Source organism: Pseudomonas graminis (assembly GCF_001705435.1).
GTDB lineage: Bacteria > Pseudomonadota > Gammaproteobacteria > Pseudomonadales > Pseudomonadaceae > Aquipseudomonas > Aquipseudomonas graminis_B.
The window spans coordinates 17,118-40,201 of the sequence record NZ_MDEN01000050.1; the positions used below are offsets into that span (position 1 = coordinate 17,118).

Here is a 23,084-nt window from a genome sequence, read left to right on the forward strand (position 1 = left end):
CGCTAGGCAGAGCATCCCTGCTCGAAAACGTCCACCCATTGTTGTTCAGTATTGTTCAAAGTCAATGTTCATTTTGTTCAGGTGTTCAGCCTTTCCTGTTCATTTATGTTCATCAACGAATGCCAATCTGTGCGGCAAATTGTCGCAACCGCTCTAGTCCGCGTATCTCGGCCGGAAAGCTCTTACGCTGGCCGGTTGGCACGATTGTCGCTATCCAACAATCGGTCAGCACAATCGGTCAACGGATGTCACGACCTGCCATACGGCATACACGCAACACCCCGAACAAAACAAATAAAAAGGGCACGCCATGTCTCTCACGCTTGAGCACGTCAGCCGCGCCGTCGACGGTCAGATCTGGATCGACGATGCTTCGCTGAGCTTTGAACCCGGCTCATTCAACGTATTGCTGGGGCGCACCTTATCAGGCAAAACCAGCCTGATGCGCTTGATGGCCGGTCTGGATAAGCCAGACAGCGGCCGGATACTGATGAATGGCAAAGATGTCACCCAGGTCGCTGTGCGTCATCGCAACGTCTCGATGGTTTATCAGCAGTTCATCAACTATCCGAGCATGACCGTCTACGACAACATCGCCTCGCCGCTGCGCCAGGCCAAGATGTCGAAAGACGAAATCGACCGACGCGTCCGCGAAACCGCGAAGATGCTGCGCATCGAGAAATTCCTCAGCCGTCACCCCCTCGAATTGTCCGGCGGTCAGCAGCAGCGCACGGCCATGGCGCGAGCGCTGGTCAAAGACGCCGAGCTGATTCTGTTCGATGAGCCGTTGGTCAACCTCGACTACAAGCTCCGCGAAGAGCTGCGTCAGGAAATGCGCCAGCTGTTCGAAACGCGCAACACCATCGCCATTTACGCCACCACCGAGCCGAACGAAGCGCTGGCGCTGGGCGGGACCACCACGATTCTGCACGAAGGCCGCGTGATCCAGAGCGGCCGCACGCCCGAGGTGTATCACCAGCCGAAAACCGTGCTGGCCGCCGAATTGTTCTCCGAGCCGCCGATCAACCTGATGCCCGGCCGTATCGAAGGCAACGAAGTCAGCTTCGCCAATTTCGTGCACTTCCCGCTGAACGTTGACCTGCGCAGCATCGGTGACGGCGAGTACCGCTTTGGTGTGCGGCCGAGCCACCTGAGCCTGGTGCCGTCCAACGACGACGATCTTGAGCTGGCGGTCACCGTCGAACTCGCCGAGATCAGCGGTTCGGAAACCTTCCTGCACGTGCGCAACGAGCATTTCTCGCTGGTGCTGCATCTGCCGGGCGTCCACGAGTACGACGTGGACACGCCGATTCGCGTGTACATCCCGACTCACAAACTGTTCGTATTCGATCAGCAGGGCGGCCTGATTCAGGCGCCGGGCCTGCGCATGGCGAGGGTTGCCTGATGGCCGAGATCCGCTTGCAAAAACTCGCGCACAGCTACAGCGCCAATCCGACCGGCCCTGAAGACTATGCCATCCGGGAAATGACCCACATCTGGGAGCAGGGCGGCGCGTATGCCTTGCTCGGCCCGTCCGGCTGCGGCAAATCGACCCTGCTCAATATCATCTCCGGCCTGCTCAGCCCGTCTGAAGGCAAGGTCATGTTCGACACCACGGTGGTCAACGACATGTCGCCGGAGGAGCGCAACATCGCTCAGGTTTTCCAGTTTCCGGTGGTCTACGACACCATGACGGTGTACGACAACCTCGCGTTTCCGCTGCGCAATCAGGGCATGCCGGAAGCGAAAGTGAAGATCAAGGTGCAGGAAATCGCCGACGTGCTGGATCTGCAGCCGTTGTTGAGCAAGAAAGCCAAAGGCCTCACCGCTGACGAAAAACAGAAAGTCTCCATGGGCCGCGGACTGGTCCGCGATGACGTGTCGGCGATTCTGTTCGACGAACCGCTGACCGTGATCGACCCGCACCTGAAGTGGAAACTGCGCCGCAAGCTCAAGCAGATTCACGAGCAGTTCAACATCACCATGGTTTACGTCACCCACGATCAGTTGGAGGCCTCCACCTTCGCCGACAAGATCGCGGTGATGTACGGCGGCCAGATCGTGCAGTTCGGCACCCCGCGTGAACTGTTTGAAAAGCCGCACCACACCTTCGTCGGCTACTTCATCGGCAGCCCCGGCATGAACCTCATCGAGGTCAAGCCTGAAGCCGGCGGCGTGGGCTTTGGCGGCATTCACCTGCCGTTGCCCGATGCCCTGCAGCAGCGCCTTGCATCGACTCAGTGGAGCACGCTGAAAGTCGGGATTCGCCCCGAGTTCGTACACGTCTGGGACAGCCCCAACGACGACGCCATGCAGGCCGAGGTGACCTACGTCGAGGACTTGGGGACCTACAAGATCATCACCGTCAACCTGGCCGGCCAGTCGCTGAAAGTGCGCCTGCAGGAAGACAAGCCGGTGCCCCAGGGCCAGGCCTGGATCAGTTTCCCGGCGCAATGGCTGATGCTCTACGCCGATGAATTTCTGCTGGAGGCCGCCACGAACACACTGCCGGCCAGCGAGGTGTCCCATGACTAAAGTGCAAAACAACAAGGCCTGGTGGCTGGTGCTGCCGGTGTTCCTGCTGGTGGCGTTCAGCGCCATCATTCCGATGATGACCGTGGTCAACTATTCGGTGCAGGACATCTTCGACCAGTCCAGCCGCTACTTCGTCGGCGCCGACTGGTTCCGGCAAGTGCTGCAGGACCCGCGTCTGCATGACTCGCTGCTGCGCCAGTTCATTTACTCCGCCTGTGTGCTGCTGATCGAAATCCCACTGGGCATCGGCATCGCCCTGACCATGCCGACCAAGGGTCGCTGGTCGTCGCTGTGCCTGATTGTCATGACCATCCCGCTGCTGATCCCCTTCAACGTGGTCGGCACCATCTGGCAGATCTTCGGCCGTGGCGACATCGGCTTGCTGGGCTGGGTCCTCAACGACGTGCTGGGCATCAGCTACAACTACGCGGCCAATGCGTCGGATGCCTGGGTGACCGTGCTGGTCATCGACGTCTGGCACTGGACCTCACTGGTGGCGTTGCTGTGCTATTCGGGGCTGCGCGCCATTCCGGACGTGTACTACCAGGCGGCACGAATCGATCGGGCGTCCAACTGGGCCGTGTTCCGACACATCCAGCTGCCGAAGATGAAAAGCGTGCTGCTCATCGCCGTGATGCTGCGCTTCATGGACAGCTTCATGATCTACACCGAGCCGTTCGTGCTTACCGGTGGCGGTCCGGGCAACTCCACGACCTTCCTCAGCCAGACCCTGACGACCATGGCCCTCGGCCAGTTCGACCTGGGCCCTGCGGCGGCATTCTCGCTGGTGTATTTCCTGATCATTCTGTTGGTGTCGTGGGTGTTCTACACCGCCATGACCCACAGCGAAAAGAACTGAGGAGCGCCCATGAACAAGCGCGAGAAAGTGTCGTTCAAAAAGCTCATACCGCTGTGGATCTACCTGCTGTTTCTGCTGGTGCCGATCTACTGGCTGGTCAACATGTCGTTCAAGACCAACACCGAAATCCTCGGCGGTCTGACCCTGTTCCCACAGGACTTCACGCTGGCGAACTACAAGGTGATCTTCACCGACGAAAGCTGGTACAGCGGCTACATCAACTCGCTGTACTACGTCAGCCTGAATATGGTGATATCGCTGAGCGTCGCATTGCCTGCGGCCTACGCGTTTTCACGCTATCGTTTCCTCGGCGACAAACACCTGTTCTTCTGGCTCCTGACCAACCGGATGGCGCCACCGGCGGTTTTCCTGCTGCCATTCTTCCAGCTGTACTCGTCCATCGGCCTGTTCGACACGCACATTGCGGTAGCGTTGGCGCATTGTTTGTTCAACGTGCCGCTGGCGGTGTGGATTCTGGAAGGGTTCATGTCCGGGGTTCCCAAGGAGATTGACGAAACGGCTTACATCGATGGCTACAGCTTTCCCAAGTTCTTCGGCAAGATTTTCATCCCGCTGATCGGCTCGGGCATCGGTGTCACGGCGTTCTTCTGCTTCATGTTCTCCTGGGTCGAATTGTTGCTGGCGCGCACGCTCACCTCGGTCAATGCCAAGCCGATCGCGGCGGTCATGACCCGTACCGTTTCAGCGTCGGGGATCGATTGGGGGGTGCTGGCAGCGGCGGGGGTGTTGACCATTCTGCCGGGCATGCTGGTGATCTGGTTCGTTCGTAATCACGTGGTCAAGGGCTTTGCTCTTGGTCGTGTCTGAGGAGTCGAAAAATGGAGTGGATGTCCTGGACCCTGCCAACTGCTATTTTCTTTGCGTCCATCGCCGCGATTCTGGTGGCGATGACGGCCTGGGAACTGCGTTCGGCGAGTATTGAGCGTCGCGGTTTTCTGCCGATTGCCACCACGCGCGGCGATCGTCTGTTCATCGGCCTGCTCGGAAGCGCTTACCTGCATCTGCTGGTCATCGGCGCGACGAGCTGGGATATCTGGGTGGCCTCCGGGTTGTCCCTGGTCTGGCTGTTGGTGGTGATGCGTTGGGGTTGAAAGGTTTTGACGGTGCAAGCGCAGACGCGCTTGTGCCGCGAACGAATGACGAAGGTTGAAACGCGGGATCACATAAGAATCAACACAAGAGGTGTCTATGTTCAATAAGAAAAACAAGCTGCGACATAGTGTGACGGTAGCGACGATGGTAATGCTCAGTGGCTTGAGCGTGTCGGCTTGGGCCGATCAGTACGAGGATGCGGCGAAGAAATGGGCCGACAGCGAGTTCAAGCCGAGCACGCTCTCCGATGCCGAGAAGCTCAAGGAACTGGAGTGGTTCATCAAGGCCGCCGAGCCGTTCCGCGGCATGGACATCAAGGTGGTGTCCGAAACCTTGACCACCCATGAATACGAATCCAAAACCCTGGCCAAGGCGTTCACCGAAATCACCGGCATCAAGGTCACCCACGACCTGCTGCAGGAAGGCGACGTGATCGAGAAACTGCAGACCGCCATGCAGTCCAACCAGAGTATCTATGACGGCTGGGTGAACGACTCCGACCTGATCGGTACGCACTTCCGCTACGGCAAGGCGATGTCTCTGACAGACCTGATGGCCAGCCCGGAAGGGGCGAAAGTCACTTCTCCGACCCTCGACCTCAAGGACTTCATCGGCACCTCGTTCACCACGTCGCCAGAAGTCAAAGACGCGTCCGGCAAAGTCGTTACGCCGGCCAAGCTCTATCAGCTGCCTGACCAGCAGTTTGCCAACCTTTACTGGTTCCGCGCCGACTGGTTCGAGCGTCCTGACCTGAAAGAGAAATTCAAGGCCAAATACGGCTACGAGCTGGGCGTTCCGGTGAACTGGTCGGCCTATGAAGACATTGCCAAGTTCTTCAGCGAAGACGTCAAGGAACTCGACGGCAAGAAAGTCTACGGTCACATGGACTACGGCAAGAAAGACCCGTCCCTGGGCTGGCGCTTCACCGATGCCTGGTTCTCCATGGCCGGCAGCGGCGACAAAGGCTTGCCGAACGGTCTTCCGGTCGACGAGTGGGGTATCCGCGTAGAGGACTGCCACCCGGTCGGTTCGAGCATTACCCGCGGCGGCGACACCAACGGCCCGGCCGCTGTGTACGCCACTCAGAAGTACATCGACTGGCTCAAGGCCTATGCGCCGCCTGAAGCGGCAGGCATGACGTTCTCCGAGTCCGGCCCGGTGCCGTCCCAGGGTAACGTTGCTCAGCAGATCTTCTGGTACACCGCTTTCACCGCCGACATGACCAAGCCGGGTCTGCCGGTCATGAATGCCGACGGCACGCCGAAATGGCGCATGGCTCCATCGCCAAAAGGTCCTTACTGGAAAGAGGGCATGAAGCTGGGTTACCAAGACGTGGGCTCCTGGACCTTCCTCAAGTCCACCGAGGAGAAGAAACGCCTGGCCGCCTGGCTTTACGCGCAGTTCGTGACGTCGAAATCCGTCTCGCTGAAGAAAACCATCGTGGGCCTGACGCCGATTCGTGAATCGGACATCAACTCCAAAGAGATGACCGCCCTGGCGCCGAAACTCGGTGGTCTGGTCGAGTTCTATCGCAGCCCGGCCCGCGTGCAATGGTCGCCAACCGGCACCAACGTTCCGGACTATCCGAAGCTGGCACAGCTGTGGTGGAGTCATGTGGCTGAAGCCGTTACCGGCGAGAAAACCGCGCAGGCGGCCCTCGACGGTCTGGCCAAGGATCAGGATGCAATCATGACCCGCATCGAGCGCTCCAAGGTTCAGGAACCAAGCGGTTGCGCGCCGAAGATGAACCCGGAAACCTCGGCGGAAGAGTGGTACACCAAAGCCGAGAAGAGCAACGGTGCCTTCCTCGCACCGCAGCGCAAACTGGCCAACGAGAAGCCGAAGGGCGAAACCATCGCTTACTCCGACCTCTTGAAGAGCTGGGAAGCGGCCAAGAAGTAAGCTGCACGCTTCTACGTTTGGTCCATAAAAAAACGGCACCCTCGGGTGCCGTTTTCGTGTGCGCGTCTTGATGCGCCGGCTTGAATGATCAGCCGTGCAGCGTTTCTGCCGCGTACAGTGTGTTTTCCAGCAGGCAGGCGCGGGTCATAGGGCCAACGCCGCCTGGCACTGGCGTGATCCAGCCGGCACGTGGCAGGGCGGTCTCGTACACCACATCACCCACCAGCTTGCCGTCATCCTGACGGTTGATGCCGACGTCGATAACGATCGCGCCTTCCTTGATCCACTCGCCCTTGACCAGGCCGGGCTTGCCCGCCGCCACGACCACCAGATCGGCACGGCCCACGTGTCCGGCCAGGTCCTGAGTGAAGCGATGGGTCACGGTCACGGTGCAGCCCGCCAGCAGCAGCTCCATCGCCATCGGACGACCGACGATGTTGGAAGCGCCCACCACGACCGCGTCCTTGCCGTACAGGTTGACACCGGTGCTTTCCAGCAGGGTCATGATGCCCTTGGGGGTGCAGGGCCGCAGCAGTGGAATGCGCTGGGCCAGTCGCCCTACGTTGTAGGGGTGGAAGCCATCGACGTCTTTATCCGGGCGGATGCGCTCCAGGAGGCTGGAAGATTCCAGATGCTCGGGCAGCGGCAGTTGCAGCAGGATGCCGTCGATGGCCGGGTCGTCGTTGAGACGATCGATCAGATCGGTCAGTTCGGTCTGGGTGGTTTCACTGGGCAGGTCATAGGCCTGGGAGATGAAGCCGACCTCTTCGCAGTCTTTGCGTTTGTGCGAGACGTAAACCTGAGAGGCGGGGTCGCTGCCGACCAGAATCACCGCGAGGCCCGGCGTGCGCAGGCCTTGCTCGCGACGCTGGGCGACTCGTTGGGCGATCTGCTGGCGCAGGTTGGCTGCGATCGCTTTGCCGTCTATTAGTTTTGCAGTCATTACGCGTGATTAACCATCGGAAGGGGAGGGAAAAAGAGCGCGCATTCTCGCATGACCTGACCCAAGGGCAAAGACGGTTGGTCCGCTTAATAACCTAACCCCTTTAATTAACTGAATTTTTTTGAAAAAAGTGTTGACGACCTTTTGGGCCGTCTATAAGATTCGTCGCACTTGTCGGGCACAACCCCACACAGGATTAGCCGGAAGCGGCAAATCAGGTCGAAAGGTTGAATAAGTCAGGTAGAGTTAAGATCTGCTCAGCGTGATTGAAAGCTCTTAATTTGCAGTCTTACGAAGGCAAATGAAATAAGTGCCCGTAGCTCAGCTGGATAGAGCATCCGCCTTCTAAGCGGATGGTCGCAGGTTCGAGTCCTGCCGGGTGCGCCATTAGGCAGCTTTGGCACAAGTAGCATTCAAGTTGAATGCGTCGGTTACAACGCAATATGGTGGGCGTAGCTCAGTTGGTAGAGCACGGGATTGTGACTCCCGTTGTCGAGGGTTCGATCCCCTTCGTCCACCCCATATTCGAAAAGGCGCCAGATTCATAATCTGGCGCCTTTGCTTTAAGCGCTTTAAAACGCGGATGTGGTGGAATTGGTAGACACACTGGATTTAGGTTCCAGCGCCGAAAGGTGTGAGAGTTCGAGTCTCTCCGTCCGCACCAGTTACAGGTCTCGCAACACCTCGGGTGTTGAGGGATGAAAGAAGGCCGCCTTGTGCGGCTTTTTTTGTTTCAGCGTACTGCTTTTTAACGCGGTGCGAGCTTGATGGGTCCAGGACACGGGGCTCGTCCGGTGTGCTTCCAGGGACTGGATCATGTTTCGGTCGTCCTTTTGCTTCCTTTATATAGGGGCGTATCAGGTGCGTTCCAGACACCTCGCGCGGGCTGAAACATTCGTCTGCGATTCCCGGGCTGCATGCCACTTTATTTACCCTTGTTCAGTAGGGTGACTTCTTGAGTTTGACCCACTAGAATGCTTGCCCTTGATTCTGGGGTCGGAAACGGCCGGCTAACGTCTGTGCAACGAGGAATATCCATGCAAGTTTCTGTTGAAAACACTTCCGCTCTCGAGCGCCGCATGACCATTGGCGTGCCCGCTGAGCGCATCGAGACTGAAGTCAACAAGCGTCTGCAGCAGACCGCACGTAAAGCCAAGATCCCGGGCTTCCGCCCAGGCAAAGTGCCTATGAGCGTGATCCGCCAGCGTTACGAAGACGGTGCTCGTCAAGACGCACTGGGCGACCTGATCCAGGCGACCTTCTACGAAGCCGTCGTCGAGCAAAAGCTGAACCCGGCTGGCGCACCTTCCGTCGAGCCGAAAACCTTCGAAAAGGGCAAGGACCTCGAATACATCGCTACTTTCGAAGTGTTCCCTGAATTCACCGTTGCCGGTTTCGACTCCATTTCCGTCGAGCGTCTGTCGGCTGACGTCGCTGATTCCGATCTGGACAACATGCTGGAAATCCTGCGCAAGCAGAATGTCAGCTTCGAAGTAGCCGACCGCGCTGCGCAAAACGAAGACCAGCTGAACATCGACTTCGTTGGCAAGATCGACGGTGAAGCGTTCGCTGGCGGTTCGGCCACCGGTACTCAGCTGGTGCTGGGTTCGGGTCGCATGATCCCGGGTTTCGAAGACGGTCTGGTTGGCGCTAAAGCCGGCGAAGAGCGCGTTCTGAACCTGACCTTCCCAGAGGATTATCAGAATCTGGAGCTGGCTGGCAAAACCGCCGAGTTCACCGTCACTGTCAACACTGTGTCGGCACCGACCCTGCCTGAGCTGAACGAAACGTTCTTCAAGCAGTTCGGCATCAAGGAAACCAACATCGAAGGCTTCCGCACCGAAGTTCGCAAGAACATGGAGCGCGAGCTGCGTCAGGCCATCAAGTCCAAGGTCAAGAATCAGGTAATGGACGGTCTGCTGGCCGCCAACCCGATCGAAGTGCCTAAAGCGCTGCTGGAAAACGAAGTGAACCGCCTGCGCGTCCAGGCTGTTCAGCAGTTCGGCGGCAACATCAAGCCTGACCAACTGCCGGCAGAGCTGTTCGAAGAGCAGGCCAAGCGCCGCGTTGAACTGGGTCTGATCGTGGCTGAAGTCGTCAAGCAGTTCGACCTCAAGCCTGACGACACCCGCGTTCGCGAGCTGATTCAGGAAATGGCTTCCGCTTACCAGGAGCCAGAGCAGGTTGTGGCCTGGTACTACAAGAACGAACAGCAAATGAACGAAGTTCGTTCGGTTGTGCTGGAAGAACAAGTTGTGGATACTGTTTTGCAGAAAGCGAGCGTGACCGATAAAGCGGTCTCGTACGAAGAGGCAGTCAAGCCGGTTGAAGCTCCACAAGCCGACTGATTTCCTTCTCTCGTTCGAAAACACCATAAGCCAGCCTTCGCGCTGGCTTATGCGTATTCAAGACATGACTATTTGGGAGTGAATGCGAGACATGTCCCGCAATTCTTATATTCAGCAGAACTCTGACATCCAGGCCGCTGGCGGCCTGGTCCCGATGGTTATCGAGCAGTCCGCCCGTGGCGAGCGCGCCTATGACATCTACTCCCGCCTGCTCAAGGAACGCGTCATCTTCCTGGTCGGTCCGGTTGAAGACTACATGGCCAACCTCATCTCGGCGCAGCTGCTGTTCCTTGAAGCGGAAAACCCGGACAAGGACATCCATCTTTACATCAACTCCCCAGGCGGTTCGGTGACTGCGGGCATGGCGATCTACGACACCATGCAGTTCATCAAGCCTGACGTTTCCACGACCGTCATGGGCCAGGCCTGCAGCATGGGCGCTTTCCTGTTGGCCGGTGGCGCCAAGGGCAAGCGTTTCGCACTGCCGAACTCCCGGGTCATGATTCACCAGCCGTTGGGCGGTTTTCAGGGCCAGGCGTCGGACATCGACATCCACGCACGGGAAATCCTGTTCATCCGTCAACGTCTGAACGAACTGCTGGCACATCACACCGGCCAGTCGCTCGAAACGATCGAACGCGACACCAACCGCGACAATTTCATGAGCGCAGAACGCGCTGCCGAATACGGTCTGGTGGACTCGGTCATCGATCGGCGTCAAATGACCAAATGACTGCGTGAAGGGCAATGATCCCGGGCGGTCGGTACTTCCGTGCCGCCTGCGGACTTGAAAAATCGAGCAATTGCCTTCATCTTGTGTTGCAAGCCTACCGGATTGGATCGATCGAATGACTGACACCCGCAACGGCGAGGACAACGGCAAACTGCTTTATTGCTCCTTCTGCGGCAAAAGCCAGCATGAAGTGCGCAAGTTGATTGCCGGCCCCTCGGTATTTGTTTGTGACGAGTGCGTCGACCTGTGCAACGACATCATCCGCGAGGAGGTGCAGGAAGCACAGGCCGAAAGCAGCGCGCATAAATTGCCATCGCCTAAAGAAATCAGCGGCATCCTTGACCAGTACGTCATTGGTCAGGAGCGTGCCAAAAAGGTTCTCGCAGTAGCGGTGTACAACCACTACAAGCGACTGAACCAGCGCGACAAGAAAAACGACGACGTTGAACTGGGCAAGAGCAACATCCTGCTGATCGGCCCGACGGGCTCCGGCAAGACCCTGCTGGCGGAAACGCTGGCTCGTTTGCTCAACGTTCCTTTTACCATCGCCGACGCCACCACCCTGACCGAAGCTGGTTATGTGGGTGAGGACGTCGAGAACATCATTCAGAAGCTGTTGCAGAAGTGCGATTACGATGTCGAGAAGGCCCAGATGGGTATCGTCTACATCGACGAGATCGACAAGATTTCGCGCAAGTCCGACAACCCTTCCATCACCCGTGATGTGTCGGGCGAGGGCGTGCAGCAGGCCTTGCTGAAGCTGATTGAAGGCACCGTGGCTTCCGTTCCGCCTCAAGGTGGTCGCAAGCACCCACAACAGGAATTCCTGCAGGTGGACACGCGCAATATCCTCTTCATCTGCGGCGGTGCGTTCTCTGGCCTGGAAAAGGTCATCCAGAATCGCTCCACCAAAGGCGGCATCGGCTTCAACGCCGAAGTGCGCAGCAAGGAAGAGGGCAAGAAGGTCGGCGAATCCCTGCGTGAAGTCGAGCCTGACGATCTGGTCAAGTTCGGTCTGATCCCGGAGTTCGTGGGTCGTCTGCCTGTACTGGCGACGCTGGACGAACTGGACGAAGCTGCGCTGATGCAGATTCTGACCGAACCGAAGAACGCGCTGACCAAGCAATACGGCAAATTGTTCGAAATGGAAGGCGTGGACCTCGAGTTCCGCCCGGATGCGTTGAAATCGGTTGCCCGTCGTGCGCTTGAGCGCAAGACCGGTGCTCGCGGTCTGCGCTCCATCCTCGAGGGCGTTCTGCTCGACACCATGTACGAGATCCCGTCGCAATCCGACGTGAGCAAGGTGGTGATCGATGAGAGCGTGATCGAGGGCACCTCCAAGCCGCTGTTGATTTATGAAAACAGCGAGCCACCTGCCAAGGCGGCACCGGACGCGTAGCCTGCTGGCAACGCACCGGGCGACTGGAAACGAAAAGGGCCCTCGGGCCCTTTTCGCGTTTCCCTCAAGTCCGGCCCGCGTTTCAGGGTCCTTTCGCTTTAACTCAAAGCGGCGCTTGTTTTTTTAAGGTTCAACCCCCATCTTGATTTTCAGCTTATTTATATCTGTCCATGGCCTGAAGGCCGCCGTAGAGGCGAAATCATGAAGACGACCATTGAACTGCCTCTCTTGCCACTGCGCGATGTTGTGGTTTACCCGCATATGGTTATCCCGCTGTTCGTGGGGCGCGAGAAGTCGATCGAGGCCCTTGAAGCGGCCATGACCGGCGACAAGCAAATCCTGCTGCTGGCGCAACGGAACCCGGCCGACGACGATCCTGGTGAAGACGCGCTGTACAACGTTGGCACCGTCGCCACCGTGTTGCAGCTGCTGAAGCTGCCGGATGGCACTGTGAAGGTTCTGGTTGAAGGCGAGCAGCGTGGCTCGGTCGAGCGCTTCATCGAGGTCGACGGCCATTGCCGCGCCGAAGTCGCGCTGATCGATGAAGTGGACGCGCCGGATCGTGAATCCGAGGTCTTCGTCCGCAGCCTGCTGGCTCAGTTCGAACAATACGTCCAACTGGGCAAAAAAGTCCCGGCGGAAGTGCTTTCCTCCCTCAACAGCATCGATGAGCCGGGTCGTCTGGTCGACACCATGGCTGCCCACATGGCGCTGAAGATCGAACAGAAGCAGGAAATCCTCGAGATCATTGACCTGTCGGCCCGTGTCGAACACGTGCTGGCGTTGCTGGATGCCGAAATTGACTTGCTGCAGGTCGAGAAGCGCATCCGCGGTCGCGTGAAAAAACAGATGGAGCGCAGTCAGCGCGAGTACTACCTGAATGAGCAGATGAAGGCCATTCAGAAGGAGCTCGGCGACAGCGAAGAGGGCCACAACGAAATCGAAGAGCTGAAAAAGCGCATCGATGCCGCCGGTCTGCCCAAAGACGCGATGACCAAGGCCACCGCAGAGCTGAACAAGCTCAAGCAGATGTCGCCGATGTCTGCTGAGGCTACTGTTGTTCGTTCCTACATCGACTGGCTCGTTCAGGTGCCGTGGAAGGCTCAGAGCAAGGTCCGTCTGGACCTCGCCCGCGCCGAGGACATTCTCGACGCCGACCACTACGGCCTGGACGAAGTCAAAGAGCGGATCCTCGAATACCTCGCCGTGCAAAAGCGCGTGAAGAAGATTCGTGGCCCGGTGTTGTGCCTGGTCGGGCCTCCTGGCGTGGGTAAAACCTCGCTGGCCGAGTCGATCGCCCACGCCACCAACCGCAAGTTCGTCCGTATGGCGCTGGGCGGCGTGCGCGATGAAGCTGAAATTCGTGGCCACCGTCGCACCTACATCGGTTCCATGCCTGGTCGTCTGATCCAGAAAATGACCAAGGTTGGTGTGCGCAACCCGTTGTTCCTGCTCGATGAAATCGACAAGATGGGCAGTGACATGCGCGGTGACCCGGCGTCGGCATTGCTGGAAGTGCTCGACCCCGAGCAGAACCACAACTTCAACGACCATTACCTGGAAGTCGACTACGACCTGTCCGACGTAATGTTCCTGTGCACCGCCAACTCGATGAACATTCCACCGGCGCTTCTTGACCGTATGGAAGTGATTCGTCTGCCCGGTTACACCGAAGACGAGAAGATCAACATCGCCACCAAGTACCTCTCGCCCAAGCAGATCGCTGCCAACGGCTTGAAGAAAGGCGAGGTCGAGTTCGAGGTCGAGGCGATTCGCGACATCATCCGTTACTACACCCGTGAAGCGGGCGTACGTAGCCTCGAGCGTCAGATCGCCAAGGTGTGCCGTAAAGCGGTCAAGGAACACGCCCACGAGAAGCGTTTCTCCGTGACCGTGACCGCGGACATGCTCGAGAACTTCCTGGGTGTGCGCAAATTCCGTTATGGCCTCGCCGAGCAGCAGGATCAGGTCGGTCAGGTGACCGGTCTGGCGTGGACGCAGGTGGGTGGCGAGCTGCTGACCATCGAAGCGGCGGTCGTTCCGGGCAAGGGTCAACTGATCAAGACCGGTTCGCTGGGCGATGTGATGGTCGAGTCGATCACTGCCGCGCTGACCGTTGTGCGCAGCCGTGCGAAGAGCCTGGGCATCCCTCTGGACTTCCACGAGAAGCGCGACACGCACATCCATATGCCGGAAGGTGCGACGCCAAAAGACGGCCCGAGCGCAGGCGTAGGCATGTGCACGGCGCTGGTGTCCGCCCTGACCGGGATTCCGGTTCGCGCCGACGTGGCCATGACGGGTGAAATCACCCTCCGTGGACAGGTGCTGGCAATCGGCGGTCTCAAGGAGAAATTGCTGGCTGCTCACCGTGGTGGCATCAAGACAGTGATCATCCCCGAGGAGAACGTTCGCGATCTGAAGGAGATCCCTGACAACATCAAGGCCGACCTGCAGATCAAACCGGTTAAATGGATTGACGAGGTCTTGCAAATTGCGCTGCAATACGCGCCAGAGCCCTTGCCGGACGTGGCTCCCGAGATGGTTGCCAAGGATGAAAAGCGCGAGTCTGACGCCAAGGAGAGGATCAGCACGCATTAGTCTGGGAGGCCTTCCTTGACAGGTTTTTGGAGCCCTTGCTATAAAGCGGCTCTTCAAGCCTGTTCAGGCCGCTCAGTGTTCGTTTGGTTACACCAAAAAAAACTTAGAAATACTCAAATACATAAGGGGACTTAGAGTGAACAAGTCGGAACTGATTGATGCCATCGCCGCATCCGCTGACATCCCGAAAGCTGCTGCCGGCCGTGCGCTGGACGCTGTAATCGAATCCGTCACTGGCGCTCTCAAGGGTGGCGACTCTGTTGTACTGGTAGGCTTCGGCACGTTCTCTGTCACTGATCGTCCTGCCCGTACCGGCCGTAACCCTCAGACCGGTAAAACCCTGGAAATTCCAGCGGCCAAGAAACCAGGTTTCAAAGCCGGTAAAGCTCTGAAAGAAGCCGTCAACTAAGTTTCTTTTTACTTTGCCCGCCCAGGACAGCGTTATCTCTGTTCAGGGCGTGAAGCGGCAAGTGCGGTTGGTCAAGCGCTGGACTGTCACTCGGGGAACGCACATCGAACCCCGTCCGCTTTGCAAGTTACGAGAAGGCGCATCCTCCGATGCGCCTTTCTTCTATCCGGATTCAACCCACGCTCCGCGTTACCGTGTGCAGCAGCCTGGTGAGTCGAGTACAACCCTCTGGGGGATACATGCTGCAGAATATCAGGGACAATTCACAGGGCTGGATTGCCAAAACCATCATCGGGGTCATCATCGCTCTGATGGCCCTGACCGGGTTCGATGCCATCTTCCGCGCAACCAGCCACTCGCAGGATGCTGCGAAGGTGAATGGCGAAGAAGTCACCCAGGCTGAACTGGGTCAAGCGGTTGAAATGCAACGCCGTCAGCTGATGCAACAGCTGGGCAAGGATTTCGATCCTGCAATGCTCAACGAAAAGATGTTGCGTGACTCGGCCCTCAAGGGCTTGATCGACCGCAAGCTGCTGTTGCAGGGCGCCGCTGATTCCAAGTTCGGTTTCTCCGAAGCTGCGCTGGACCAGCAGATGCTGCTGACCCCTGAATTTCAGGTCGACGGTAAATTCAGTGCTGATCGCTTCGATCAGGTCATTCGCCAGCTCGGCTATTCCCGTCTGCAGTTCCGCCAGATCCTGGGCCAGGAAATGCTGATAGGCCAGATTCGTGCCGGTATTGGCGGCAGTGCATTCGTCACTGACGCCCAAGTCGACGCATTCGCCCGTCTGGAAAAACAGACCCGGGATTTCGCGACGCTGACCCTGCCGGCCGATCCGTCGAGCGTGAAAGTCACCGACGACGAGATCAAGGCGCACTACGATCAGCACGCCAAAGAGTTTCTGAGTCCTGAGCAAGTGGTCCTCGACTACATCGAACTGAAGAAGTCCTCCTTCTTCGACAAAGTGTCGGTGAAGGACGAAGACCTGCAGGCGGCGTATCAGAAAGAGATCGCCAACCTGGCCGAGCAGCGCCGTGCGGCCCACATCCTGATCGAAGTCAACGACAAGACCACAGACGCTCAGGCGAAAGCCAAGATTGAGGAAATCCAGCAGCGTGTGGCCAAGGGCGAAGATTTCGCTGCGCTGGCCAAGGAGTTCTCCCAGGATCCGGGCTCGTCGACCAAGGGCGGTGACTTGGGCTACGCCGGCAAGGGGGTCTATGACCCGGCCTTCGAAGACGCGCTGTACGCGCTGAACAAGGATCAGGTGTCCGCACCTGTTCGCAGTCAATTCGGCTGGCACTTGATCAAGCTGCTGGGCGTTGAAGCACCGTCGGTGCCGACGTTCGCCAGCCTGAAAGAGAAGCTGACCCACGACCTGAAGTCTCAGCAGGTCGAGCAGAAGTTTGTCGATGCGAGCAAGAAACTGGAAGACGCGGCGTTCGAAGCGTCTGATCTGTCGCAGCCTGCTCAGGATCTGGGACTGAAAGTGCAGACCACTGCGCCGTTCGGTCGCGAGGGTGGCGAAGGCGTTGCAGCCAACCGTGCGGTGATTCAGGCGGCTTTCAGCCCGGAAGTGATGGAAGAGGGTTCCAACAGTTCCGCGCTGGAGCTGGATCCCGAGACCGTGGTGGTGGTGCATGTCAAAGAGCACCGTCAGCCTGAGCAGTTGCCGTTGGAAGCGGTATCGGCGCCGATTCGTGCGCAACTGGCGAAGGAACATGCCAGCGATGCGGTGAAGACCAAGGGCGAGGCGCTGCTGGGAGGCCTGCGTGACGGTAAGGTGCCGTATGCGGCGACTAAGCAGGAAGGTCAGAGCTGGAAGGTCGTGGAAGCGGCCTCACGCAGCCAGGAGGGTGTCGATCCTCAGGTGCTGCAGGCTGTATTCCGTATGCCGAAGCCGGAAGGCAAGGACAAGCCGGTTTATGGCAGCCTGACGGCGGCGGATGGCAGCTTTGTGATTGTGCGTCTGAATGGCGTGAATCAGGCGGCGCCGGCGTCGGATGAGGAGAAGAGCCAGTACCGTCGTTTCCTGTCGTCCCGTGAGGGTCAGCAGGATTTCGCGGCCTACCGTAAGCAGTTGGAAGCAGCGGCGAAGATCGAGAAGTATTGATCGACGCATAACGCTGTTAACAGAAAGCCCCGACTCGCGAGAGTTGGGGCTTTTTTGTGGCCGGTGTTCGGAGCACGCGGTCCGGGTGGTGAAAGGGGACTGATTTGTTTACAACGCTTCACCGTAACGGTGAAAGGGGACTGATTTATTTACAACGCTTCACCGTAAATTAAATTGTCCCCGGGTCTGCGGCGCGGCTGACTGTACCAAGATCAAGAGCGTCTGCCTCACGGCAGACATTTCGCCTTCGGCGAGTTACTTGGAAAAGCACCCCAAGTAACCAAGGGTGCCTGCTCCTGGTTAGGCCCTTCCTTCGTCAGGGTTCCTTCACTCCGGTCTCGCTCCGTGGGCCCGCGCCGAACGGACATCCATGTCCTGACGGCGCTCTCGCCGCATCCATGCGGCTCGGCCCACTCCGCGAGACCTGCGTTCAGCCTGCACCCAAGTCGCGATTGGCGGTGATTGAGCTTTGTGTGTATGAAGATCAAAAGCAGAGCTAAAGCAGATCAACAGCTTCCCGGCTAAAGCCGGTCCTACAGTCGGCGCCAGTCCCACTGGATGCATGCGATTTCTTGGTAGGACCGGCTTTAGCCGGGAAGCTTTTGCTGTTGATCTTGATCTTATACGCGGTAGCCCGGACACCCCGGAACCCGACGAAGTCGGGCCAAACCGGGAGCAGGCACTTTTTGTGAAAGGGTGTGAAAGGGGACTGATTTATTTACAACGTGTGAAAGGGGACTGATTTATTTACAACGCTTCACCGTAAATTAATCTGTCCCCGGGTCTGCGGCGCGGCTGACTGTACCAAGATCAAGAGCGTCTGCCTCACGGCAGACATTTCGCCTTCGGCGAGTTACTTGGAAAAGCACCCCAAGTAACCAAGGGTGCCTGCTCCTGGTTTGGCCCCTCCTTCGTCAGGGTTCCTTCACTCCGGTCTCGCTCCGTGGGCCCGCCGCCATCCGCCATCTATGGCGGGGGGCGGCTCTCGCCGCATCCATGCGGCTCGGCCCACTGCGCGAAACCTGCGTTCAGCCTGCACCCAAGTCGCGTTCTGCGGTGTCTGAGCTTTCTGTGTTCAAAGATCAAAAGCAGGTCAACAGCTTCCCGGCTGAAGCCGGTCCTACTGTGGGTCCGCGGTGCTTTAAGTGGGACCGGCTTTAGCCGGGAAGCTGTTGCTGTTGATCTAGATCTTGATCTTCAAGCACATAACGCCCAGACGACACCTATCGCGACTTGGGTGCAGGCCGAACGCAGACGACGCGCAGTGGGCCGAGCGGCGTCGGAGTGAGGGAATTCCGACGTAGGAGGAACCTAGCCAGGAGCAAGCACCCTTGGTTACTTGGGGATGGTGCGACTTTCGACTTTTCCAAGTAACTCGCCGAAGGCGAAACAGTTCTGCCTCTGGCAGAACCCTGTCAGCGCCACCCGCGGCCTGGAATTATCACGCTACTCCAGGGCCGATCTCACCAAAGAAACCCAAGGCGAAAAAAAACGGCAGATCATCCAGCCACAGGGCCGTCTGATCCACCGCTTTCGCCAGCTAGCCGGCGCTTACAGGTCGTGCGCCAGGCTTCAGAGCGTCATCACTCTGAAAAGGGGCAAGCAACCCTCAACCTTCCAGATCACCCATCGCCGTGGTATTGAAACCACCGTCGACGTACATGATCTCGCCACTGACACCGGACGCCAGGTCAGAGCACAAGAAAGCGCCAGCGTTACCCACTTCTTCAATGGTCACGTTGCGACGCAATGGAGTCTGCGCCTCGTTGGCCGCCAGCATCTTGCGGAAGTTGGAGATACCCGAAGCGGCGAGTGTACGAATCGGACCAGCCGATACCGCGTTGACGCGGGTACCGTCCGGGCCGAGGCTGCGGGCCAGGTAACGGACGCCGGCTTCAAGGCTGGCCTTGGCCATGCCCATCACGTTGTAGTTCGGCATGGTGCGCTCGGCACCCAGGTACGACAGGGTCAGCAGGCTGCCGTTGCGGCCCTTCATCAGGTCGCGGCCGGCTTTGGCCAGGGCCACGAAGCTGTAGGCGCTGATGTCGTGAGCGATACGGAAACCTTCACGTGTAGTGGCTTGGGTGAAGTCACCGTCCAGCTGGTCGCCCGGCGCGAAGCCAACGGAGTGCACGATGCAGTCCAGGCCGTCCCACTTTTTGCTCAGTTCTTCGAAGACCTTGGCGATTTCTTCGTCGCTGGCGACGTCGCAAGGGAAGCACAGGTCGGCGTTCGAACCCCAACCCTCGGCGAATTCCTCGACGCGCTTCTTGAGTTTTTCGTTCTGATAGGTGAAAGCAAGCTCAGCGCCTTCACGGTGCATGGCGGCAGCGATACCGGATGCGATGGACAATTTGCTGGCGACACCGACGATCAGGACGCGCTTACCGGCGAGAAAACCCATTGTTTTGTTCCTCTTCAGGTTAATCGACAGCTGCCGGCGCCAAGAAGGCGGCCTCCAGCAGCTGCTGTGTATAAGGATGTTGCGGTGCGGCGAAGATGTCTTCTGCCACACCCTGTTCGACCACTTGGCCTTGCTTGACCACCATCAGTTGGTGGCTTAACGCCTTGACCACCGCCAAGTCATGGCTGATGAACAAATACGTCAGGTTGTACTTGGTTTGCAGGGAGCGTAACAGCTCCACCACTTGACGCTGAACGGTGCGGTCGAGGGCCGATGTCGGCTCGTCCAGCAAAATCAGCGCCGGTTTTAACACTAATGCCCGGGCAATGGCGATCCTTTGCCGCTGTCCCCCTGAAAACTCGTGGGGGTAGCGGTGCCGGGTGGCCGGATCCAGGCCCACTTCCTTGAGCGCTTCAACCACCGCGGCTTCCTGTTCCACCGGGGTTCCCATCTTATGAATCCGCAGGCCTTCGCCGACGATATCGCACACCGACATGCGCGGGCTGAGGCTGCCGAACGGGTCCTGAAACACCACCTGCATCTGCCGCCGCAGCGGTCTGACCTGATGCTGATTCATCCCGCTAAGCGATTGCCCGTGAAAGCGTATCTCGCCTTCGCTGCGAATCAACCGTAGGATCGCCAGGCCCAGCGTCGATTTGCCCGAGCCGCTCTCGCCGACAATCCCCAGCGTCTGGCCCTTGGGCAGACTGAAATGGATGCCGTCGACCGCCTTGACGTGATCCACCGTGCGCTTGAACACGCCTTTCTTGATCGGAAACCAGACCCTCAGGTCTTCAACTTCCAGCATCGGCGCGCCCGGCGGGTTGTTCGCCGGCCCGCCTTTGGGCTCGGCGCTGAGCAGTTCACGGGTGTACGGATGCTGCGGCGCGCGAAACAGCTCTTCGCACGATGCCTGTTCGACGATGCAACCGCGCTGCATGACACATACTCGGTTGGCAATTTGCCTGACGACGTTCAAATCATGGCTGATCAGCAGCAAGGCCATGCCCAGCCGGGCCTGCAATTCCTTGAGCAGCTCGAGGATTTTCAGCTGCACCGTGACGTCCAGCGCAGTGGTCGGCTCATCGGCGATCAACAATTCGGGCTCGTTGGCCAGGGCCATCGCAATCATCACCCGCTGGCGCTGGCCGCCGGACAGTTCATGGGGCAGGGCTTTCAAGCGCTTGGCCGGTTCCGGAATGCCCACCAGATCGAGCAGCTCCAGCGTCCGTCGCGTCGCGGCTTTGCCGGTCAGGCCCTTGTGCAGGCCGAGCACTTCGTTGATCTGCTTTTCGATGGACTGCAGCGGGTTCAGCGACGTCATCGGCTCCTGGAAGATCATCGCGATGCGGTTGCCGCGAATACCGCGCAGGCGCTTCTCACTGACTGTCAGCAGGTCATCACCGGCGTAGCGAATCGTCCCGGTCGGATGACGCGCGAGCGGGTAGGGCAGCAGCCGCAGGATCGAGTGTGCGGTGACTGACTTGCCCGATCCGCTTTCTCCGACCAGCGCCAGGGTTTCGCCCTTGCGGATGTCGAAGCTGATGCCCTCGACCACCCGCTGCACGTTGGTGCCGTTCACGAATTCGACGGAGAGGTCGCGGATTTCGACCAGATTGTCCTGATTCATCTCATTTCCTCGGGTCGAATGCGTCGCGGGCGGATTCGCCGATGAACACCAGCAGGCTCAGCATGATCGCCAGCACGGCAAAGGCGCTGATGCCCAGCCACGGCGCCTGCAGGTTGGATTTGCCTTGCGCCACCAGTTCGCCCAGCGAAGGCGAACCGGCGGGCAGGCCGAAGCCGAGGAAATCCAGCGCGGTCAGCGTGCCGATCGCGCCGGTGAGGATGAACGGCATGAAGGTCATGGTTGAGACCATCGCGTTGGGCAGGATGTGGCGGAACATGATCGCGCCGTTTTCCATGCCCAGCGCCCGGGCTGCGCGAACGTATTCCAGGTTGCGGCCACGCAGAAACTCGGCGCGCACCACATCCACCAGGCTCATCCACGAGAACAGCAGCATGATGCCCAGCAGCCACCAGAAGTTGGGCTGCACGAAGCTGGCGAGGATGATCAACAGGTACAGCACCGGCAGCCCGGACCAGATTTCCAGAAAGCGCTGGCCGATCAGATCGACCCAGCCGCCGTAGAAACCCTGCAGCGCCCCGGCGATCACGCCGATGATGGAGCTCAGGATCGTCAGCGTCATGGCGAACAGCACCGACACCCGGAAGCCGTAGATCACCCGCGCCAGCACGTCGCGGCCCTGATCGTCGGTGCCCAGCAGGTTCTCTCGCGACGGTGGGGCAGGGGCCGGGACTTTCAGGTCGTAGTTGATGCTCTGGTAACTGAACGGAATCGGCGCCCACAGCGTCCAGCCGTCTTTGGCCGCCAGCAGCTCCTTGATGTACGGGCTCTTGTAGTTGGCCTCCAGCGGGAATTCGCCGCCGAAGGTGGTTTCCGGGTATCGCTTGAACACCGGGAAGTACCACTCGCCGTCGTAGCGCACGGCCAGGGGTTTGTCGTTGGCGATGAGCTCGGCGCCCAGGCTGGCGCCGAACAGGATCAGAAACAGCCACAACGACCACCAGCCACGCTTGTTGGCCTTGAAGCGTTCGAAACGGCGTCGATTGAGGGGGGACAACGTCATATCAATGATCCCTGCGGTCGAAGTCGATGCGTGGGTCGACCAGCGTGTAGGTCAGGTCGCCAATCAGTTTCACCACCAGCCCCAGCAGGGTGAAGATGAACAGCGTGCCGAACACCACCGGGTAATCACGGTTGATCGCGGCTTCGAAGCTCATCAGGCCAAGGCCGTCGAGGGAGAAGATCACTTCCACCAGCAGGGAGCCGGTGAAGAAGATGCCAATGAACGCCGACGGGAAACCGGCGATCACCAGCAGCATGGCGTTACGGAACACGTGGCCGTAGAGCACCCGGCGCTGGGTCAGGCCCTTGGCCTTGGCCGTGATCACGTACTGCTTGCCGATCTCGTCGAGAAAGCTGTTTTTCGTCAGCAGGGTCATGGTGGCGAAGTGGCCGATGACCAGCGCGGTGATCGGCAGCACCAGGTGCCAGAAGTAATCGCCCACTTTGCCCAGCCAGCTCATCTCATCGAAGTTGCTCGACGTCAGCCCGCGCAACGGGAACCAGTCGAAGTAACTGCCGCCGGCGAACACCACGATCAGCAGGATGGCAAACAGGAACGCCGGAATGGCGTAGCCGACGATGATCGCCGAGCTGGTCCACACGTCGAAATGGCTGCCATGGCGCGTGGCTTTGGCGATCCCCAGGGGGATCGACACCAGGTACATGATCAGCGTGCTCCACAGCCCGAGGGAGATCGACACCGGCATCTTCTCGACGATCAGGTCGATGACCTTGGCGTCGCGGAAGAAACTGTCACCGAAATCCAGATGGGCGTAGTTCTTGACCATGATCCACAAGCGTTCCGGCGCCGATTTGTCGAAGCCGTACATGTGCTCGATTTCCTTGATCAGGCTCGGGTCCAGACCCTGCGCGCCGCGATAGGTCGAGCCGGCCACCGAGACTTCCGCGCCGCCGCCGGCGATGCGGCTGGTGGCGCCTTCGAAGCCTTCGAGCTTGGCGATCATCTGCTCCACCGGACCGCCCGGCGCGGCCTGGATGATGACGAAGTTGATCAGCAGAATGCCGAACAGGGTCGGAATGATCAGCAGCAGACGCCGCAGAATGTAGGCCAGCATG

17 protein-coding genes and 3 tRNA genes are annotated in these 23,084 nt (G+C 58.9%); 15 read left to right on the forward strand and 5 right to left on the reverse strand.

All coding sequences use genetic code 11. The features are described 5' to 3' along the window. Positions 1–310 precede the first annotated feature (310 nt). The 6 genes from BBI10_RS02470 (at position 311) to BBI10_RS02495 (ending at position 6,409) form a co-directional block, all read left to right on the forward strand. Complete coding sequence (locus BBI10_RS02470; protein WP_065986430.1) at positions 311–1,405, forward strand: ABC transporter ATP-binding protein; 1,095 nt, start codon at positions 311–313, stop codon at positions 1,403–1,405. Then, positions 1,405–2,535, forward strand: a complete 1,131-nt coding sequence (locus BBI10_RS02475; RefSeq protein ID WP_065986432.1) for an ABC transporter ATP-binding protein — start codon at positions 1,405–1,407, stop codon at positions 2,533–2,535. Before BBI10_RS02470 ends, BBI10_RS02475 begins: the two co-directional genes overlap by 1 nt. Beyond that, entirely contained in the window at positions 2,528–3,394 is an 867-nt protein-coding gene (locus BBI10_RS02480) for a carbohydrate ABC transporter permease (RefSeq protein WP_065986434.1), read from the forward strand. The genes BBI10_RS02475 and BBI10_RS02480 overlap by 8 nt, the downstream gene beginning before the upstream one ends. Positions 3,395–3,421: 27 nt before the next feature. After that, positions 3,422–4,222: a carbohydrate ABC transporter permease gene (locus BBI10_RS02485; protein ID WP_065986548.1), complete on the forward strand. Its 801-nt coding sequence runs from the start codon at positions 3,422–3,424 to the stop codon at positions 4,220–4,222. 11 nt (positions 4,223–4,233) lie between these two features. Continuing rightward, positions 4,234–4,506, forward strand: a complete 273-nt coding sequence (locus BBI10_RS02490; RefSeq protein WP_065986436.1) for a DUF2160 domain-containing protein — start codon at positions 4,234–4,236, stop codon at positions 4,504–4,506. Positions 4,507–4,603: 97 nt separating this feature from the next. Beyond that, positions 4,604–6,409, forward strand: a complete 1,806-nt coding sequence (locus BBI10_RS02495; RefSeq protein ID WP_065986437.1) for an ABC transporter substrate-binding protein — start codon at positions 4,604–4,606, stop codon at positions 6,407–6,409. A gap of 88 nt (positions 6,410–6,497) precedes the next feature. On the opposite strand, the gene folD is transcribed toward BBI10_RS02495, so the two are convergent. Continuing rightward, a complete protein-coding gene (gene folD, locus BBI10_RS02500) occupies positions 6,498–7,352 on the reverse strand; it encodes a bifunctional methylenetetrahydrofolate dehydrogenase/methenyltetrahydrofolate cyclohydrolase FolD (RefSeq protein ID WP_065986438.1) in 855 nt (284 codons plus the stop codon). 310 nt (positions 7,353–7,662) lie between these two features. Between folD and BBI10_RS02505 the strand changes: the two genes are divergently transcribed. The 9 genes from BBI10_RS02505 to BBI10_RS02545 all read left to right on the forward strand — a co-directional run bounded on the left by BBI10_RS02505 (position 7,663) and on the right by BBI10_RS02545 (position 16,953). Beyond that, positions 7,663–7,739 (forward strand) — tRNA-Arg (locus BBI10_RS02505). 59 nt (positions 7,740–7,798) lie between these two features. Continuing rightward, a tRNA-His gene (locus tag BBI10_RS02510) sits at positions 7,799–7,874 on the forward strand. A 57-nt stretch (positions 7,875–7,931) separates the two neighbouring features. After that, positions 7,932–8,016, forward strand: a tRNA-Leu gene (locus BBI10_RS02515). 373 nt (positions 8,017–8,389) lie between these two features. Further along, complete coding sequence (gene tig, locus BBI10_RS02520) at positions 8,390–9,700, forward strand: trigger factor (RefSeq protein WP_065986439.1); 1,311 nt, start codon at positions 8,390–8,392, stop codon at positions 9,698–9,700. A gap of 91 nt (positions 9,701–9,791) precedes the next feature. Beyond that, the gene (clpP, locus tag BBI10_RS02525; RefSeq protein WP_065986441.1) at positions 9,792–10,433 is read left to right on the forward strand and encodes an ATP-dependent Clp endopeptidase proteolytic subunit ClpP; all 642 of its coding nucleotides are present in this window, start codon (positions 9,792–9,794) and stop codon (positions 10,431–10,433) included. A gap of 115 nt (positions 10,434–10,548) precedes the next feature. Further along, positions 10,549–11,832 carry an ATP-dependent Clp protease ATP-binding subunit ClpX gene (gene clpX, locus BBI10_RS02530; RefSeq protein WP_037013640.1) on the forward strand — a complete coding sequence of 428 codons (1,284 nt, stop codon included), beginning with the start codon at positions 10,549–10,551 and terminating at the stop codon, positions 11,830–11,832. Between the two features lie 201 nt (positions 11,833–12,033). Continuing rightward, a complete protein-coding gene (lon, locus tag BBI10_RS02535) occupies positions 12,034–14,430 on the forward strand; it encodes an endopeptidase La (RefSeq protein ID WP_065986444.1) in 2,397 nt (798 codons plus the stop codon). 136 nt (positions 14,431–14,566) lie between these two features. Beyond that, positions 14,567–14,839, forward strand: a complete 273-nt coding sequence (locus BBI10_RS02540) for an HU family DNA-binding protein (protein ID WP_065986445.1) — start codon at positions 14,567–14,569, stop codon at positions 14,837–14,839. A 239-nt stretch (positions 14,840–15,078) separates the two neighbouring features. Continuing rightward, positions 15,079–16,953, forward strand: coding sequence for a SurA N-terminal domain-containing protein (locus BBI10_RS02545; protein ID WP_065986446.1), 1,875 nt, complete (start codon positions 15,079–15,081; stop codon positions 16,951–16,953). Positions 16,954–18,562: 1,609 nt separating this feature from the next. Here BBI10_RS02545 and fabI read toward each other — a convergent pair. From fabI to BBI10_RS02565, 4 genes are read right to left on the reverse strand one after another with little or no spacing between them, the layout of a single operon-like run. Then, positions 18,563–19,357, reverse strand: a complete 795-nt coding sequence (gene fabI, locus BBI10_RS02550) for an enoyl-ACP reductase FabI (RefSeq protein WP_065986448.1) — start codon at positions 19,355–19,357, stop codon at positions 18,563–18,565. Positions 19,358–19,376: 19 nt separating this feature from the next. Beyond that, positions 19,377–20,987, reverse strand: coding sequence for an ABC transporter ATP-binding protein (locus BBI10_RS02555; RefSeq protein ID WP_065986449.1), 1,611 nt, complete (start codon positions 20,985–20,987; stop codon positions 19,377–19,379). A 1-nt stretch (position 20,988) separates the two neighbouring features. Next, a complete protein-coding gene (locus BBI10_RS02560) occupies positions 20,989–22,008 on the reverse strand; it encodes an ABC transporter permease (RefSeq protein ID WP_065986451.1) in 1,020 nt (339 codons plus the stop codon). A 1-nt stretch (position 22,009) separates the two neighbouring features. Beyond that, positions 22,010–23,083, reverse strand: a complete 1,074-nt coding sequence (locus BBI10_RS02565; RefSeq protein WP_065986453.1) for a microcin C ABC transporter permease YejB — start codon at positions 23,081–23,083, stop codon at positions 22,010–22,012. Position 23,084 lies beyond the last annotated feature (1 nt).